The organism is Mycolicibacterium fluoranthenivorans, from assembly GCF_011758805.1.
GTDB classification, from domain to species: Bacteria; Actinomycetota; Actinomycetes; order Mycobacteriales; family Mycobacteriaceae; genus Mycobacterium; species Mycobacterium fluoranthenivorans.
The window spans coordinates 591,732-607,301 of record NZ_JAANOW010000003.1 but is presented as its reverse complement, the minus strand read 5'-3'; the positions used below and the strand labels follow the sequence as shown (position 1 = coordinate 607,301).

Genomic DNA, 15,570 nt, shown 5'->3' with positions numbered 1-15,570 from the left:
GTTTCGGCTAGACCCTGGTGTCGATGTCCCAACGTATGTGTCTACTCAGCAGCGAGGGCGGCAATCCGAAGGTGTCGCGACATGTTCGACTGAGATGGGCACTGTCGGCGAAGCCGGCGGCGTGGGCGGCGCCGGTCAGATCATCGCCGGCCTGAACCCGGGTGATGGCGATGTGCAATCGCCGCCACAACACGTAGCGGCGCAACGGGATTCCGACCTCGTCGGTGAAGAGGTGCGTCAACCGGCTGGCCGAGATGCCGACCTGAGCGGCCACCTCGGTGCCGCGCACCGCGCCCGGGCCGGTGGGAGTCGCCAACAGGTCCAGCGCGGCGCTGACGGCGGGGTGCCGTTGCGGGACTGGTCCGGCGGGAACGGGTGTCAGTTGGCTGATCAGGTCGGTCACCACCGCGCCCAGGGGGCGCTCACGGGTGTGGCTCAGGACGGGTCCGCTGGTCCATCCGTGGTGGATGCTGCGGTGGTGGGCCGCGCGGCCGGCGGTCGACTCGGGATCCAGGAACACCAGGGCGCCCTGTGCCGCACCGGTGTCGATTCGATGCGTTGCATCGGCGGGCACGATGACCGTGGTGCCGCGGTGGCGGGCGTCGTTGCCGTCCACGATGGTCATCACCGTGGGTGCGGTCATGATCTGGACGGCGTGATGGGCGTGGGGGTCGGTGACGCCGATGGTCCCGGTGAACGCCAACGCGCCGGGACGCAGGAGGGCCGATCCCTCCCAGGGCTGCTCGGTCATGACAGCGTTGGCAGCGGCCGTCTACCGGGTGGTCGCGGCCGGTGCACGCGTGGGCGTGGTGCCCGTGGCAGGTGCCGGTGTCTGGTTGTTCGCGGTGGTGGCGAAGCGGCGCAATCGCAGACTGTTACTGACCACGAAGATCGAACTGAACGCCATGGCGGCGCCGGCGATCAGTGGGTTGAGCAGTCCCAGCGCTGCCAGCGGTATCGCGGCGACGTTGTAGGCGAATGCCCAAAAGAGATTGCCCTTGATGGTCTTCAACGTGGCGCGGGACAAGCGGATGGCGTCGGCGGCGGCACGCAGATCACCGCGAACCAGCGTCAGGTCCGACGCCTCGACGGCGACGTCGGTGCCGGTGCCCATGGCCAGTCCCAGATCGGCCTGAACGAGTGCGGCCGCGTCGTTGACGCCGTCGCCGACCATCGCCACGATGTGCCCCCGGGCCTGCAGGTCCTTGACGACGTTCACCTTGTCGGCCGGCAGGACCTCGGCGATGACGTCGCTCGCGTCGATGCCGACCTGGGCTGCGACCGCATGGGCGGCGCGTCGGTTGTCACCTGTCAGGAGGACGGGGCGCAGACCGAGCCCTCGTAGCTGACTGATCGCGTCGGCCGAGGTGTCCTTGACTGTGTCCGCGACGACGATCACGGCGCGCACCGCTCCGTCCCAGGCCACCCACACCGGGGTGTGGCCGCGTTCCTCGGCTGCCTCGGCGGCGTCGAGCAGGACTGTGGGGGTGGTGAGCGACCAGTCGTCGGTGAGCCAGCTGCGCCGCCCCACGAGCACGGCGTGCCCGTCGACGACACCGCTGACTCCGTGGCCGTCGTGGGTGGCGAAGCTCTCGACCGGGGGCAGCGTCGTCCCGTCGGTGGGTGCGGCGGCTGCTGCGATCGCGTGGCCGATCGGGTGCTGGGAGGCGTCCTCGAGTGCTCCGGCGAGGGTGAGGGCCTGGGCGGCGGTTTCTCCGTCGCCGGGGTGCACGCCGATTAGGCTCATGCGGCCGGTGGTGACGGTGCCGGTCTTGTCGAGCACGACGGTGTCGACGCGGCGGGTGGACTCCAGGACTTGCGGTCCCTTGATGAGGATGCCGAGTTGGGCGCCGCGGCCGGTGCCGACGAGTAGGGCGGTCGGTGTGGCCAGGCCCAGGGCGCAGGGGCAGGCGATGATCAGGACCGCGACGGCGGCGGTGAATGCAGCAGTGGCTGGGTGACCCGTGGCTAGCCACGCTGCCAGCGTCACCACCGAGAGGGCGATGACGATGGGGACGAAGACGGCTGAGACCCGGTCGGCGAGGCGTTGGACGGAGGCCTTTCCGTTTTGGGCGTCCTCGACGAGGCGCGCCATTTGGGCGAGTTGGGTGTCGGCGCCGATGCGGGTGGCCTCGACGACGAGTCGACCGCCCGCGTTGACGGTGGCTCCGGTGACGTGGTCGCCGGGGCGGACTTCGACGGGCACTGGCTCGCCGGTGAGCATCGAGGCGTCGACCGCCGAGGCGCCCTCGGTGATGACCCCGTCGGTGGCGATCTTCTCCCCGGGTCGCACGATGAACATGTCGCCGACCGCGAGTTGTGCTGTGGGGATGCGGGTTTCGGTGCCGCCGCGCATCACGGCGACGTCCTTGGCGCCCATGTCGAGCAGCGCCCTCAGGGCGGCGCCGGACTGTGACTTGGCGCGGGCTTCGAAGTAGCGGCCGGCCAGGATGAAGACGGTGACGGCGGCGGCGACTTCGAGGTAGATGTGTTCGGCACCCGACGCTGTGTCGGGCAGGAGGGTGAACGTCATGCGCATGCCGGGCATGCCGGCGTGTCCGAGGAACAGCGCCCACAGTGACCATAGGTAGGCGGCGCCGACGCCCAGGGATATCAGGGTGTCCATGGTGGCGGCGCCGTGGCGGGCGTTGGCCCAGGCGGCGCGGTGGAACGGCAGCGCACCCCACACCACGACGGGCGAGGCGAGCGTCAGGGCGAGCCACTGCCAGTTGGTGAACTGCAGGATCGGGATCATCGACAACGTGATGACCGGAACGGTCAGCACCAGTGAGACCAGCAGGCGGGTTCGCAACGCGGCAGTCTCATCGGGTGCAGTCTGCACGGCGTCGGCGTCGGCGTCGGGTTCGTGGGATGTCGTGGTGGGTGCCGTTGCCGTGTAGCCGGTGGCCGCGACGGTGGCGATCAGATCGGCGGGCTCCACGGAGTCCGGGTAGCTGATCTTGGCCTTTTCGGTGGCGTAGTTGACGGTGGCGCTGACGCCGTCGAGTTTGTTGAGTTTCTTTTCGATCCGGGCCGCGCACGACGCGCAGGTCATGCCGCCGATCGACAGCTCGATACTGCGCGGCAGTGCGAGGTCAGCGATGTGATCGGTGGTGCTCATGTCCTGTCCCTTCGTGGGTGCGAACGCGGGTGCGGTCGCTGAACGGGTCAATCAGTGGCGGCGAGGTGGTAGTCGCCGGCCTCGTCGAGAGCGGAGGCGATCTGCTCACCGGTGATGCCGGCGGTGCTGGTGACTCGCACCGTTGACGTGGCTCCCGGTGCGAGGTCGACGGTCACGTCGGTGACGCCGGGCATTGCGGAGATTTCTTCGGTCACGGCGATGACGCAATGGCCGCAGGTCATTCCGGTGACGGCGAACGCGGTGACGGTGCTGTCCCGGGTTCCCGTGGCCGGAGTTGTCGGGACGGACGTGGTGTGGGGCGCGCAGCACCCGCAGCTGCTGTCTTCGGTTTGTAGCAGCGGCAGCGGTTCGCGTAGGTCCAGGTTGGTCATGCGACGTCCTTCTTGTGGTGAAGCGGGTTGTGGGAGAACGGTTTGGTCAGGAGCGGACGAGGCGGGCGATGGCCGCCGACGCCTCGCTGATTTTTTGATCAGCGATGTCGCCGCCTTGTTGGACCGCGGCGCTGACGCAATGGGTGAGGTGCTCGTCGAGGAGCGCGAGCGCCACGGATTCCAGGGCCTTGGTGGCGGCCGAGATCTGGGTGAGGACGTCGATGCAGTAACTGTCGTTCTCCACCATCCGCGCTAACCCGCGAACCTGTCCTTCGATGCGGCTGAGGCGTTTGAGGTGGGCGTCCTTGGACTGGAGGTATCCGGGTGCGGCGTGTTCCATGGGATGATCCGTTCTCGTCGTGTACCCCCAGGGGGTATGACACTGACTATACCCCTAAGGGGTATCAAGTCGTCAAGGGTGACGGGCAGCCGGTGGCGGCGTGCGGCGTTCAGCGACGTGGAATTCCGGGGTTACCTGAAGAGCCGCTGGCTCGATTTGCGGTGCGCGCTCGACTGATACGTCGGAAGCCGTTGAGACGTGCAGGTGCGATCGTGGTTTCTGGCCTGGTCGAGCGATCACCGGCTAGTTGCGCCCCCATGGGTGCCGTCGTCAGGCTCGAAGACACGGGCCGCAGGGTGCTCGGCGGACGGTTGTCCGCCGAGCACCCCTCGTCGGTCGCCGAGGGTTAGCTCCCGAGCATGCCCCGCATTTGGGTGATCTCCGCCTGCTGATTGGCGATGATGGCCTGGGCCAGCTTCTTGGCATCCGGGTTGGTGCCGTCGCGCAGCTCGGTGGCGGACATGTCGATGGCGCCGCTGTGATGGTCGATCATCATCTGCAGCCACACCTGGTCGAACGCCTTGCCCGACAGCCCCGTCAGGTTGGTCATCTGCTCTGCGGACATCATCCCTGGCATGCCTGCCATCCCGGGCATGTCATGACCGGACATCTCCGTCGACGGCGCCGGCTTGCCGAAACTCGTGAGCAGGCCGGTCATCTGCGTCATCTCGGGCCCTTGAGCCTTCTCGATGTTCTGAGCCAGCGTGATGACCTGCTGATTCTGGGATCGGCTCGGCACGAGCTTGGCCATGTCGACGGCCTGCGCGTGATGGGGGTACATCATCTGCAAGAACATCACGTCGGCGTCGTTGAAGTCGGTGCGGGTGGCACTCGGCGCCGCTGACGCCGACGAGCCGCCGTGATCCATTCCGGGCATCGATCCGCTCATCCCGGTGGAACTGGAGACGGTCGGGGATGCCGAGGTGTCGGATGCGGTGTCGGTACAGCCGGCGACGGTCAGGGCTGCCGCGACGGCGGCTGCGAGGACGGTGGACCTGACGGCGATGGTGGAACTGAACATGACTGGTTTCCTTTACGAATTGTCGATGAGGGGTGAATGAGGACAGGTGTCGATGGGTGACCTGCTCGTCGTGAGCGGCCACGCGTGACTACCTGTCAGACCCGCAGAATCGACAGTTGGTGAAGGGTTAGGACGGTCCAGGGGGGTGCACGTTGACGGCGGCGGTTACTGCGCCGAATCTTCGGCGCGATGAGCACTGCGTTGCGGGTTCCGATCCAGCACAGCATCGCCAGACCGGCGATGATCGCGATGGCAGTCATGATGAAGACGCAGCCATGCAGCCCGGTGTGTTGCTGGCCGCAGTCGTCGCCGTCGCAGGGCGAGGACGCCGGGGCGGCGTGCCCACTGGCGGTGTGATGCTGGCTCGTCGCCGCCATCGCGGGCTGCGCGTCGTGGTCGTGGCCGAGTGTGAACGTCACGGCGTGCATGGTGACGATTCCACCCAGCAGGACCACCAGGAGCAGGAGTCGCGCAACGGCGGGCAACGGTGCCACACCACGCGCGTTCATCACGGCTGCCAGCATACGGCACCGGAGCTCATACCCCTAAGGGGTATATTTTCAGCCTTGGGGCTTTCGTCAGTGGTGGCAGAGCGCGCTGGTGAAGACCGGGACCGCGATCGTCAAGCTGATCGCCGCCCACAGCGTGACCCGATCGCGCCACCGCACACCGGCAGGAGCGGGCGCAGCCAGGCGGGCTGCGCGGTCGAGTACGGCGGTGTGGGCTGCGCCGAGGGCTGCCGCTGGAACCGTGGGCCGGCCGACGAGCGCCGCCATGCCGCACAGCAGGGGGTGCCGGCCGTGGCGGCGAGCCGCGCTGTCGTCGGCGTTCATCTCCAGAAGCCGTGACACCGCGTCGGGCCCGGCGGCCAGCAGCGGCAGCGAGGGCAGTCCGGCGGCGGCGGCACGCAACACCATCAACAGCTGGTGGTGGCGACCGGTCAGGTGTGCGTACTCATGGGCCAGCACGGCGGCCAGTTGGTCGTCTTCGAGGCTTGCCAGCGCCGCGCTGGTGACGACGATGGCGCGCGGACGCCCTGATACGCAGTAGGCCGCGGCCTGGTCGGCGTCGACGACGAACACGTCGCGCCATGCGGTGGGCCGACCGACGACGCGGGCTGCCATGGCGTGTTCCTGGCTGGTCGTCCGGAGCGTGCGCAGCGTCGCGACGATGCGCAGACCGAACACGAGCGACAACGCCAGGGACGTGCCGATGAGGACGACGGCGATGGTCGCCGCGACGGGGCGCGCCATGTCGATCTGGCCGAGGTGGCCGAGGAACTCCAGACACATCGTCCTGACGACACTGTTGGAGAGGGCGTCCGCGGCGTCGAGCGCCAACACGATCATCGCTGCCGCCCAGGCACCCAGGACGCCGACGATCGCGGTGAGCCAGGCGGTCACGCCAAGGAGTGGGTTGATTCCGCGAGTGGTGATCTTGGCCAGCACGCGGGGACCCCACCAACTCATCACCGCGGCGTACAGCAGGAGGCCCGCCGCGACACTCATGAGCTGGCCCGACGATTGATGAAGCGGCGAAGGGTGGACTTGACCTGCGCCGATTCGGCGTCGTTCATCTGATCGAGGAAGTGCGACAGCACCAGGTTGGTGTCCCCACCGGATTCAAAGGCGTTGCGCATCAACTTGGCGGAATGCTCTTCCCGGGTCATCGCGGGACGGTAGTGGTAAGCCTTGCCGACCCGTTCGCGTTCCAGCCACCCCTTGCGGTGCAGATTGTCCATCGTCGAGAGCACGGTGGTGTAGGCGATCACCCGGTCTGCGGCGAGTTCGTCGAAGACGTCGCGGACCGTGCAGACCTCGGCGCGATCCCATACTCGGTCCATGACGACGGCCTCGAGTTCTCCGAAACCCCGAACTCGCACGGCACACTCCTGCTGGTCGACGGCGACGTCTCGCACCGGCTGCGAGGTCGGACAGCTGAAGCCAATCTAGGCCCCCAAGGTCGGCGAGCCAATCTGCGGCACGCCAATGTCTCGAAACCGTTACAGCTCTGCACATCACGGATCCAAAGTCCGTGACCAAACGCATCGCCGGGCCGGCGTGATGTACGGTCCAAATACGTACGGCCCTACTACGTACTACCGACATGCGTAGCAGTGCGGGGTTGTGAATGCACGAAGAGATCGCCGGGACGTGGACGCGGTCCGAGTCGTAGGGAGACCACAGACGATGGCAAACAGGTGGAACCCGAGCCGCACCGTGTCGATGGTCGCCGCCGCCGCCATGGTGGCCTTGGTGATTGCCCCCATCCCTGCGCGCGGGGAACCGGGACCAGTCAGCGGGGGTGCCGAAACGGTGTCCGCGTTGATCGTCCGGGTAGCCGAGGCGGATCAACGGCTGCAGCACCTTGGTGCCCAGATTCAGGATCACCAGGAAGGTGTGAACAAGGCGATTGCCGAGGTTCAGACTGCGCGCGACGCGGCCGAGAGGGCACGCCGCGACGTGGAGACCAGCCAGCGCGCAGTGCGCGAGGCCAACACTGCCATCGCCACGGCGCAGCAGCGGTTCGACACCTTCGCTGCCGCGGCCTACGTCAACGGCCCGTCCGATTCCTATCTGACGGCGGCCAGTCCTCAGGACGTCATCGGTGCCGCCGGTACGGGCCAGGCGCTGCAGATCAGCTTCGAGAAGACCAGGGCCGACCTTGCGCGGGCGCGCACCGCGGCGGCCAACGAGGAATCTGAGGCTCGGGCCGCTCGACGACGAGCAGACGAGGCTGCGGCGCAGGCCCGAACCAGCATGGACGCCGCGGTCAGGACGTTGACCGAGACGCAACGCCAGTTCGGTGCCCAGCAGGCCGAGGTGGATCAGGTCGCCGAGCAGCGCCGAACGGCCCGGGCCCGGCTGGACGCGGCTCGCATCCGGCCAACCGCGAGCGGGACTGTGACGTCGAACCGCACCGGGACGGCGATCGGGCCGCCCACCGAGCCCACTGCCGCCGCCGACTGGGACCGGGCGACCCCGCACGCTTCCGCGGCTGCGGCGCCCTCCGGTATCAGCCAGTGGGACACCACGCTGCCCATGGTGCCCAGCGCGATCGTTGCCGGTGATCCCGTCGCCATCATCAACATGGTGCTTCAGATCTCGTCCACGTCAGCGCAACTCACCGCCGACCTGGGCCGCAAGTTCTTGACCACGATCGGAATCCTGCCCCGGGCCAGCGCGGCCGCCGACCCTGGCATCACCAACGGACGCATCCCGCGGGTGTATGGACGCCAAGCGTCCGAATACGTCATCCGTCGCGCGATGTCGCAGCTCGGCGTGCCCTACTCATGGGGCGGCGGGAACGCCAACGGCCCTTCCAGGGGCATCGACCAGGGCGCGGGAACGGTCGGGTTCGACTGCTCGGGGCTCTACCTGTACGCCTTCGCCGGAGTAGGCATCAAGCTCGACCACTACTCGGGTTCGCAATACAACGCCGGCCGCAAGATCCCCTCATCGCAAATGCGGCGCGGCGACCTCATCTTCTACGGGCCCAGCGCCAGCCAGCACGAAGCCATGTACCTGGGCAACGGCCAGATGCTGGAAGCGCCCTACACCGGGTCGACGGTCAAGATCTCCCCCGTGCGGACCAGCGGCATGACCCCCTACGTCACCAGGCTCATCGAATACTGATGGCACACAGAATCCCGCGGCACAATCACGTGACGACCCCCGGCCGAGACGTGGCCGACGTACCCCTGAAACGGCACCTGCCATGACCCGACCCGCGCCGCATCGGCTCCGCCTGAGCCGACGGGAACTCCTGGCCGCCGGAGCCACCATCGCCGGCGGCATTCTGCTCCCCGGCTGCGCTAGGACGCCTGGTCCCTCCGCCACCGGGCAGGCCGACATCGACACCGTCGAGGCCGCGCGGCCACACACCGGACGCACCGTGACGACGACACTCACCGCCGAACCCGCGGTCCTCGACCTGGGCGGCACCCGCGCCAGCACACTGGCCTACGGCACCGACCTTCCCGGCCCACTCATCCGCGCCAACGTTGGTGACGAACTCGCCATCACCCTGGTCAACCAGCTCACCCATCCAACGTCGCTGCACTGTCACGGCGTCGCTCTGCGCAACGACATGGACGGCGCCTCCCCGGCCACCCCCAACGTCGAGCCCGGAGGTAACTTCACCTACCGCTTCTCGGTGCCACATCCGGGAACGTACTGGGCGCACCCGCACACCGGCCTCGATGCCGACCGAGGCTTGTACCTACCGCTCATCGTCGACGACCCCGACGAGCCGGGCGACTACGACGCGGAGTGGATCGTCGTCCTCGACGACTGGACCGACGGGATCGGCAAGACGCCCGAGCAGATCTGGAGCGATCTGTCCGGCAGCGGATCTGGTGCGCACGACGACATGCCGGGCATGGGTGCGATGCCCACGATGGAGGGCGTGGGCACCAGCACGTTGCTCGGCGGGGACGCCGGGGACGTGAACTACCCCTACTCCTTGATCAACGGCCGAATCCCCTCTGCAGCAACGGTGTTCACCGCCAGGCCTGGACAGCGGATCCGGCTCCGGATCATCAATGCCGGGTCGGACACCGCGTTCCGCGTCGCACTGGCCGGCCACTCCATGACGGTCACCCACACCGACGGATATCCGGTCGTCCCGGCCGACGTCGACGCGTTGCTGCTGGGGATGGGTGAGCGCTACGACGCGATCATCACCGCCGGCGACGGTGTCTTTGCGCTCGTGGCCATGCCCGAGGGGAAGAACGGGTTGGCGCGGGCTCTGCTGTCCACCGGCGCGGGCACTGGACCCTACGCCGGATATCAGCCACCCGAGATGACTGGCCGCGTCGGCACGGCGGCGATGTTCGCCGCTACGGAAGCCGCATCGTTTCCCGCCGGTGCGCCCGACACCTCTCTGACCGCGGAACTGACCGGGTCCATGATGACCTACGACTGGTCGATCAACGGGGTCACCTTCCCCGACGCCCCACCCATGACGGTTCAGCAGGGCCAACGAGTCAGCCTGACCTTCCGCAATTCCACGACGATGTGGCATCCGATGCACCTGCACGGACACACGTTTCAGATCGTTCGACCCGACGGCAGTCTGGGTGCCCGCAAGGACACCGCGATCGTGCTGCCGAAGCAAACGGTGAGCACGACGTTCATCGCGGACAACCCTGGCGTGTGGATGATGCACTGCCACAACACCTATCACCAAGAGGCCGGCATGATGACCAGTGTCGACTACACGACCTGACTCCGTCGCCATTAGGTCTCGATTATGACGACGTGAGCAGACCCACCCGGGTGTCAAACCCAATGCCGACACACTTGAATGCACCGCGGCGATCCACGGACAGAAGGGCTTCCGATGACACGGCGTGAGGACGGGCTCTGGTACGCCGGCTCGCATCGAATTCGGTGGCTCCCATTGGCCGCCTTGCTCGCGGTCGTCACCCTGACCGGGGCGCTGATGGTCGTGGCTTTAAAAAGCCAATCCGCCGATCCGGACACGGTCGACTGCACCCGCGCCAAGTGCGTGGCCCTGACCTTCGACGACGGACCCACCCCGTTCACCGACCGGCTCCTTCGAGTCCTGACCGGGGACGACGCGAAGGCCACGTTCTTCCTGGTGGGCAACAAGGTTGCCGCCGACCCGGCGAGCGCGCGACGCATCGCCGATGCGGGGATGGAGATCGGCAACCACACCTGGGAACACGCCAACATGTCCACCGTTCCGGTCGCCGACATTCCCGATCAGCTGTCCAAGGGCACCGCAGCCATTGCCGCCGCCACCGGTCGGGCGCCCGTGCTGTTGCGGACCGCCGGTGGTTTGATCAATGATGCGGTGCTCGCCGAAGCGAAACGGCAAGGCCTGGCTGACATCAACTGGGATGTCATCCCCTTCGACTGGATCAACGACGCCAACACCGGCGCCACCCGGTACATGCTGATGACTCAGATCACCCCCGGGTCGGTGGTGTTGCTGCACGACACCTACTCGAGCACCGTGGACCTCGTCGAGCAGTTCATTCCGGTGCTGAAGGCCAACGGCTATCACCTGGTCACCGTCGGCCATCTGCTCGGCCCCCGCGAGCCTGGGAGCAGCTACGGCAGCCGGGTCAACGGCCCGCCGGCCAATGACCTCACCGACATCCCAACCGAACAGATCCCCGCCCTTCCGCCCACGCCGTCACCCGCACCTGCGCGAAACCTGCCGATCACCGACATCCCGAACCAGAACCCCGGCGGTCCCCAGTGAGCCCAACAGCTGCGCCGTCGACCTCGCCGTGGGCGGCCAAACGCGCTGAACCGGAAACGGATTGGCGGACGGTGTGACTCAGGCGGCGCAGTGTCCCTTGGCGGAACCCATCCCGGGATCGGGTCGCCTTCGGGCGGTGGTCGTCGACGACCGCCGGCCCGTCGTGGGAAGCCTCGCCCACTTCATGCAGCGGGAGCAGTTCGTTGTTCACGTGACCAGCAGCGTCGATGACACGGTCCAGTCGGCGCTTGACCACGACCCCGACGTCGTCGTGGTCGATCTGGCGGTCCCTGGACTCGACGCGTTCGAGGTGTGTCGCCAGTTGCGTTCGGTGACCAACGCCTACCTCGTGGTGCTCTCGGCGCGTCAACGCGTCCTCGATGCCATCGGAGAACCGGTTGCGGCGGACGTATTCATCGCCGACCCGATCAGTCCACGCGAACTCGTCGCACGTCTACGCGCCATGATGCGCCGGCCGCGTTCGATGCCGGACACGGTGCCCGCCGCGTCGGTGAAGGGTTCGTCGCGAGCATCGAGCGGTCTGCGCATCGACGTTCCTCGCCGCCGCGCACATTCCGACGGGATTCCGTTGGCGCTCACTCGGATCGAGTTCGACGTGCTGGCGGCGCTGGCGGCACGGCCCGGTGTCGTTCTGACCCGGCGGCAGCTGGTGGCTGCGGTGTGGGGTGACTCGCGTCCGATCAGTCGGGCGCTCGTCGAGGCACACATCGGTGGGCTGCGCCGCAAGCTCGGTGACGACCCGGCGGCCCCGCGGTATGTGTCCACGGTGCGGGGAAGCGGCTACCGGCTTGCCACGTCATGACCCCCGCGGGCCGGCGACGACAACCTGCACCAGTTCGCGGCGATACTCATCGCGCGGAGTAAACATATCTACTATGTTGCAACGTACTGCTTTAGTGCGTAGGTTCTTGGTCACGGTTCGGCAACGGAGGTCATCACCATGCCGATGCCACCGCCGCCGATGTAGGCAAAGCCATTCGTAGGCAGTGAGTCTGGGTCGACGGGCCTCGGCTCAGATCGACGTTGTCAACTGGAGGTCATGAGGATGCCGCGGTTCATGCGCGCGTTGGTCGCTGCCGCGATAGGAGTAGCCGCGATCTCGATCGGGCCCTTCAACCAGAACGACGGCACCCAGGACTGGCAGATCTGATGCAGGACAATGCACGACGCAGCATGACCTCGTGTGTCCGCGCCGTGGTCCACGGCGTGACTGCGCCATCCCATCGTCTCGTCGCCGCCCTCCTGTCGATACTCATCCTGTCGACCGGTGTCGTCGCTGCCGATGTGCGAGCCGACCCCGCCGCCGACGCGCTGGCCCAACTAAACGAACTGTCGCGGGAGGCCGAACAGACCACCGAAGCCATGCATTCGGCACAACTCAGCCTCGATGCGGCGGGGGCGGCGCAGGACGTCGCCGAGCGAAGGAACGTCGATGACCTCGTCGCCGTGACGGCCGCCCGGGCCGACCTCACCACCTATCAGGGGGCCGTCGACGAGGTTGCCGCGGCCGAGTACATGGGTGGACCCACCGACGGGCTCACGGGCATTCTGACCGCGAATTCGCCGCAACAGCTGATCGACCAACTCGCCGTGAAGAACGCCATGAGCACCGAGATGGCCACGACGATGCGCCGCTTCCGCGAGTCCCGCGCACGGGCCGACACCGCGGAAAGGGCTTCGGCCACATCGGCTTCCGAGGCGCGCACTGCTGCTGAGCAGGCCAGCGCCGTCCGCGCCGAACTGCAGGCCAAGCAGAGTCGACTCCGGTCGCAGATCGTGGCGGTCAAGGCCCGATACGACGCCCTGACCCCCGACCAGCGGGCCGCGCTCGCAGCCCTCCCACCGCCCGTCGACGCACCAGCGCCGGGGCCTGAGGTGCTGGCCGGCGGCGAGATCGTCCCACCCATCGACGGTGCACCGCCGGCCGAGGTCAGCGCCCCCGACGCGGTACCTCCGTTGGGTGGGGGCTCCGGGAACGCGGCGGTCGTCCAAGCGGCCCTGACCCGCATCGGCTCCCCCTACTCGTGGGGTGGGTCTGGGCCGAACGCGTTCGACTGTTCGGGTCTGATCATGTGGGCGTTCCAGCAGACCGGCAAGTCGCTCCCGCATTCGAGTCAGTCGCTCGCCACCGGCGGTCAACCGGTCTCGCGAGACGACCTGCAGCCCGGGGACATCGTGACCTTCTACTCCGACGTGTCGCATGCGGGGATCTACATCGGGGACGGAATGATGGTGCACGCCTCGACCTACGGCACCCCGGTTCGCGTCGCGCCGGTGGATTCGTCGCCGTTCCACAACGCGCGCCGGTACTAGATGCTCGGCGTGCGCAGAGTTTTGAAGGCCGCCGGTCGAGCCGTGCCCGGGCAGGGGATCTCCCGCAGGATCGCCGACGCGCGCACCTACTGGTCCGCAATGTCGGGTGAGGCGTGGGCGTCGGACTCTCACTGGCGCACCGGTCTTGGCGACGAGGCGTGGCTGGAGGTCGGTCGCAACCACCTCGACATCTTTCACCGGTTCGCCAAGGGACTCGACCTGCCGTCCGGTCCCGGTCGGGTGATCGAGTGGGGCTGCGGCGGCGGTGCGAACGCCGTCGCGTTCGCGCCGATCGCCTCGACGTTCCTGGCCGCAGACATCGCACCCGAGAGTGTCACGGAGTGCGTGCGACAGGTCCGGGCGGTCTGCCAGACCTCCGTCGAACCGGTGCACGTCGACATCGCGAACCCCGAGCGGGCCGTGGACGGCCGCGAAGGATCGTGCGACACGTTTCTGTGCCTCTACGTTATCGAACTCACCGCAGGCCCGGAGGAGGCGCTTCGCATCGTTCGGATCGCCGAGCGGTTGTTGGTCAGCGGTGGACTGGCCTTGATCCAGGTGAAGTACCGGACCGCGGATCGCCGTACCCGCGGTCATCGCCGCGACTACCGTCGCAACCTGGCCAACATGACGACCTTCGGTATCGACGAGTTCTGGCTGCGGGCGATCGACTGTGGGCTGACACCAAAGCTGATCACCCTGGTCCCGCGGAACCGCTTGGACGCCCGATACGCCTATTACGCGCTGATCAAACCCTGAACCTCACCCCTACTGGGTTGGGCTGACCGCGTTCCCGGCCTGCCATTGCTCCCAGGGAATGTTCCAATCGCCCAGGCCGTCGGTGCCCGGCAACGTCGGGCCGACGGTGTTGAGGACCTGGACGACGTCGCCGCGCTTGGTGTTGTCGTAGAACCACTGAGCATTGCTGGTGCTCACGTTGAGGCAGCCGTGGCTGACGTTGCTTCGGCCCTGGCTGTTCACCGACCAGGGTGCGGCGTGAACGTAGATGCCGCTGTAGGACATCTGGGTGGCGTACTCCACCTCGAGGCGGTAGCCCTCCGCCGAATTCACCGGGACACCGTAGGTGGAGGAATCCATGACCAGCTCGCGATAGCGGTCACCGATCACGTAGGTGCCGTTGTCGGTCGGAGCACTGTTCTTGCCCATCGAGATCGGCATCGTCTTGACCACCGCACCGTTGACCCGGACGGTCAACGTCTTGGTGGTGTCATCGGCAGTCGCGATGACCTCGTCGCCCACGGTGAAGCGCGAGGTGACGTCGTCCTGCCCGAACAGGCCGTCACCGAGATCCACCCCGTAGGTGTTCACTGCGACGACGACGGTGGTACCTGGCTTCCAGTAATCCTTGGGCCGCCAACGGACTTCGCGATCACTGAGCCAGTAGAACGCGCCCTCGACGGCAGGTTGGCTCGTAATGGTGATGGCCTTCTCCGCTGCCGACCGATCGAGAATGTTCTCGTCGAACCGGATCGCCACGGGCTGACCAACTCCCACCACCTCGCCGTCGTTGGGTAGCACGTAGGGCATCGTCAAGTCTTCAGGCGAGCTGGTCCGAAACGTCATCGTGTCGTGTGTGGCGCCGGCCAATCCCAATGCTTCGGCCCGCAACGTGTAGCGCTTGTTGTAGCCCAGCGGCTCCGCCGTCGCCCATGTCAGCCCGTCGTCGCTGAGGTGGCCGGCGATCGCCTTGCCGTTGTCGTTGGTCAGGCTGACCGCGCCCAACACCCCCGCGCTGGCTCGGACGGTGATCGGAGAGTCCACCTCGACGCCGACTGCTCCGTCGGCCGTCGATGTTTCGAGCCTGGGCTCCAGCAGGTTCGAGTACGGGTCGCCCTTCTCGGAGATGACCTGCGCAGCCGGCGGCATCGGCGGCGGGGCATCGACGGTGCATGCGGTGAGCGCCAGGGCCGCCAATATGAAAATGGCAATTGTCCTTGACCAGAAGCGAAATCGTTCGCGGGTCAGAATGAAACCGACCTGCCGAGAATCGCGACATTCTGTGTTCCCCGCGTGGCGGGGCGTCGATGAAGCCCGAAACATAGGGAGCGTCTCGACGGCCGAGGCGCTGACCTTGCTGTCGATTGCTTGCATTCTTGGAACCTCCGCG

At 67.2% G+C, this 15,570-nt stretch carries 15 protein-coding genes; 6 read left to right on the top strand and 9 right to left on the bottom strand.

The features are described from left to right. Nucleotides 1-7: 7 nt before the first annotated feature. The 8 genes from FHU31_RS26330 to FHU31_RS26295 form a co-directional block, all read right to left on the bottom strand. Nucleotides 8-751, bottom strand: a complete 744-nt coding sequence (locus tag FHU31_RS26330) for a helix-turn-helix transcriptional regulator (RefSeq protein WP_167163578.1) — start codon at nt 749-751, stop codon at nt 8-10. Between the two features lie 21 nt (nt 752-772). After that, nucleotides 773-3,121 (bottom strand): heavy metal translocating P-type ATPase, encoded by a 2,349-nt coding sequence (locus tag FHU31_RS26325; protein ID WP_167163577.1) that lies wholly within the window; start codon nt 3,119-3,121, stop codon nt 773-775. Nucleotides 3,122-3,168: 47 nt separating this feature from the next. Continuing rightward, nucleotides 3,169-3,513, bottom strand: coding sequence for a heavy-metal-associated domain-containing protein (locus FHU31_RS26320; RefSeq protein WP_167163576.1), 345 nt, complete (start codon nt 3,511-3,513; stop codon nt 3,169-3,171). A gap of 46 nt (nt 3,514-3,559) precedes the next feature. Beyond that, nucleotides 3,560-3,853: a metal-sensitive transcriptional regulator gene (locus FHU31_RS26315; RefSeq protein WP_056547365.1), complete on the bottom strand. Its 294-nt coding sequence runs from the start codon at nt 3,851-3,853 to the stop codon at nt 3,560-3,562. A 346-nt stretch (nt 3,854-4,199) separates the two neighbouring features. Then, on the bottom strand, nt 4,200-4,874 hold the full coding sequence (locus tag FHU31_RS26310) for a DUF305 domain-containing protein (RefSeq protein WP_167163575.1): 675 nt from the start codon (nt 4,872-4,874) through the stop codon (nt 4,200-4,202). A gap of 95 nt (nt 4,875-4,969) precedes the next feature. Continuing rightward, on the bottom strand, nt 4,970-5,383 hold the full coding sequence (locus FHU31_RS26305) for a DUF6153 family protein (protein WP_234901688.1): 414 nt from the start codon (nt 5,381-5,383) through the stop codon (nt 4,970-4,972). 69 nt (nt 5,384-5,452) lie between these two features. Then, on the bottom strand, nt 5,453-6,382 hold the full coding sequence (locus FHU31_RS26300; RefSeq protein WP_167163573.1) for a M56 family metallopeptidase: 930 nt from the start codon (nt 6,380-6,382) through the stop codon (nt 5,453-5,455). Further along, nucleotides 6,379-6,756, bottom strand: a complete 378-nt coding sequence (locus tag FHU31_RS26295; protein ID WP_167163572.1) for a BlaI/MecI/CopY family transcriptional regulator — start codon at nt 6,754-6,756, stop codon at nt 6,379-6,381. Before FHU31_RS26295 ends, FHU31_RS26300 begins: the two co-directional genes overlap by 4 nt. 307 nt (nt 6,757-7,063) lie before the next feature. Here FHU31_RS26295 and ripA point away from each other — a divergent pair, with 307 nt between their 5' ends. The 6 genes from ripA (at nt 7,064) to FHU31_RS26265 (ending at nt 14,201) form a co-directional block, all read left to right on the top strand. After that, nucleotides 7,064-8,509 (top strand): NlpC/P60 family peptidoglycan endopeptidase RipA, encoded by a 1,446-nt coding sequence (ripA, locus tag FHU31_RS26290; protein ID WP_167163571.1) that lies wholly within the window; start codon nt 7,064-7,066, stop codon nt 8,507-8,509. 82 nt (nt 8,510-8,591) lie between these two features. Next, the gene (locus FHU31_RS26285) at nt 8,592-10,103 is read left to right on the top strand and encodes a multicopper oxidase family protein (protein WP_167163570.1); all 1,512 of its coding nucleotides are present in this window, start codon (nt 8,592-8,594) and stop codon (nt 10,101-10,103) included. A gap of 114 nt (nt 10,104-10,217) precedes the next feature. Continuing rightward, nucleotides 10,218-11,108, top strand: a complete 891-nt coding sequence (locus FHU31_RS26280; protein WP_234901652.1) for a polysaccharide deacetylase family protein — start codon at nt 10,218-10,220, stop codon at nt 11,106-11,108. 97 nt (nt 11,109-11,205) lie between these two features. Continuing rightward, on the top strand, nt 11,206-11,931 hold the full coding sequence (locus tag FHU31_RS26275; protein WP_234901651.1) for a winged helix-turn-helix domain-containing protein: 726 nt from the start codon (nt 11,206-11,208) through the stop codon (nt 11,929-11,931). A gap of 371 nt (nt 11,932-12,302) precedes the next feature. After that, a complete protein-coding gene (gene ripC / locus FHU31_RS26270; RefSeq protein WP_167163569.1) occupies nt 12,303-13,442 on the top strand; it encodes a peptidoglycan hydrolase RipC in 1,140 nt (379 codons plus the stop codon). Next, nucleotides 13,443-14,201, top strand: coding sequence for a class I SAM-dependent methyltransferase (locus FHU31_RS26265; protein ID WP_167163568.1), 759 nt, complete (start codon nt 13,443-13,445; stop codon nt 14,199-14,201). Nucleotides 14,202-14,210: 9 nt separating this feature from the next. Here FHU31_RS26265 and FHU31_RS26260 read toward each other — a convergent pair whose 3' ends face one another. Continuing rightward, on the bottom strand, nt 14,211-15,329 hold the full coding sequence (locus FHU31_RS26260) for a L,D-transpeptidase (RefSeq protein ID WP_272953490.1): 1,119 nt from the start codon (nt 15,327-15,329) through the stop codon (nt 14,211-14,213). Between the last annotated feature and the right edge of the window lie 241 nt (nt 15,330-15,570).

Coding starts and splice junctions, on each gene's coding strand:
- FHU31_RS26310 (WP_167163575.1), bottom strand. CDS start 4,874: ATGTTCAGTTCCACCATCGCCGTCAGGTCCACCGTCCTCGCAGCCGCC.
- FHU31_RS26315 (WP_056547365.1), bottom strand. CDS start 3,853: ATGGAACACGCCGCACCCGGATACCTCCAGTCCAAGGACGCCCACCTC.
- FHU31_RS26265 (WP_167163568.1), top strand. CDS start 13,443: ATGCTCGGCGTGCGCAGAGTTTTGAAGGCCGCCGGTCGAGCCGTGCCC.
- ripC (WP_167163569.1), top strand. CDS start 12,303: ATGACCTCGTGTGTCCGCGCCGTGGTCCACGGCGTGACTGCGCCATCC.
- FHU31_RS26285 (WP_167163570.1), top strand. CDS start 8,592: ATGACCCGACCCGCGCCGCATCGGCTCCGCCTGAGCCGACGGGAACTC.
- FHU31_RS26330 (WP_167163578.1), bottom strand. CDS start 751: ATGACCGAGCAGCCCTGGGAGGGATCGGCCCTCCTGCGTCCCGGCGCG.
- ripA (WP_167163571.1), top strand. CDS start 7,064: ATGGCAAACAGGTGGAACCCGAGCCGCACCGTGTCGATGGTCGCCGCC.
- FHU31_RS26300 (WP_167163573.1), bottom strand. CDS start 6,382: ATGAGTGTCGCGGCGGGCCTCCTGCTGTACGCCGCGGTGATGAGTTGG.
- FHU31_RS26305 (WP_234901688.1), bottom strand. CDS start 5,383: ATGAACGCGCGTGGTGTGGCACCGTTGCCCGCCGTTGCGCGACTCCTG.
- FHU31_RS26280 (WP_234901652.1), top strand. CDS start 10,218: ATGACACGGCGTGAGGACGGGCTCTGGTACGCCGGCTCGCATCGAATT.
- FHU31_RS26320 (WP_167163576.1), bottom strand. CDS start 3,513: ATGACCAACCTGGACCTACGCGAACCGCTGCCGCTGCTACAAACCGAA.
- FHU31_RS26325 (WP_167163577.1), bottom strand. CDS start 3,121: ATGAGCACCACCGATCACATCGCTGACCTCGCACTGCCGCGCAGTATC.
- FHU31_RS26260 (WP_272953490.1), bottom strand. CDS start 15,329: ATGCCGCCGGCTGCGCAGGTCATCTCCGAGAAGGGCGACCCGTACTCG.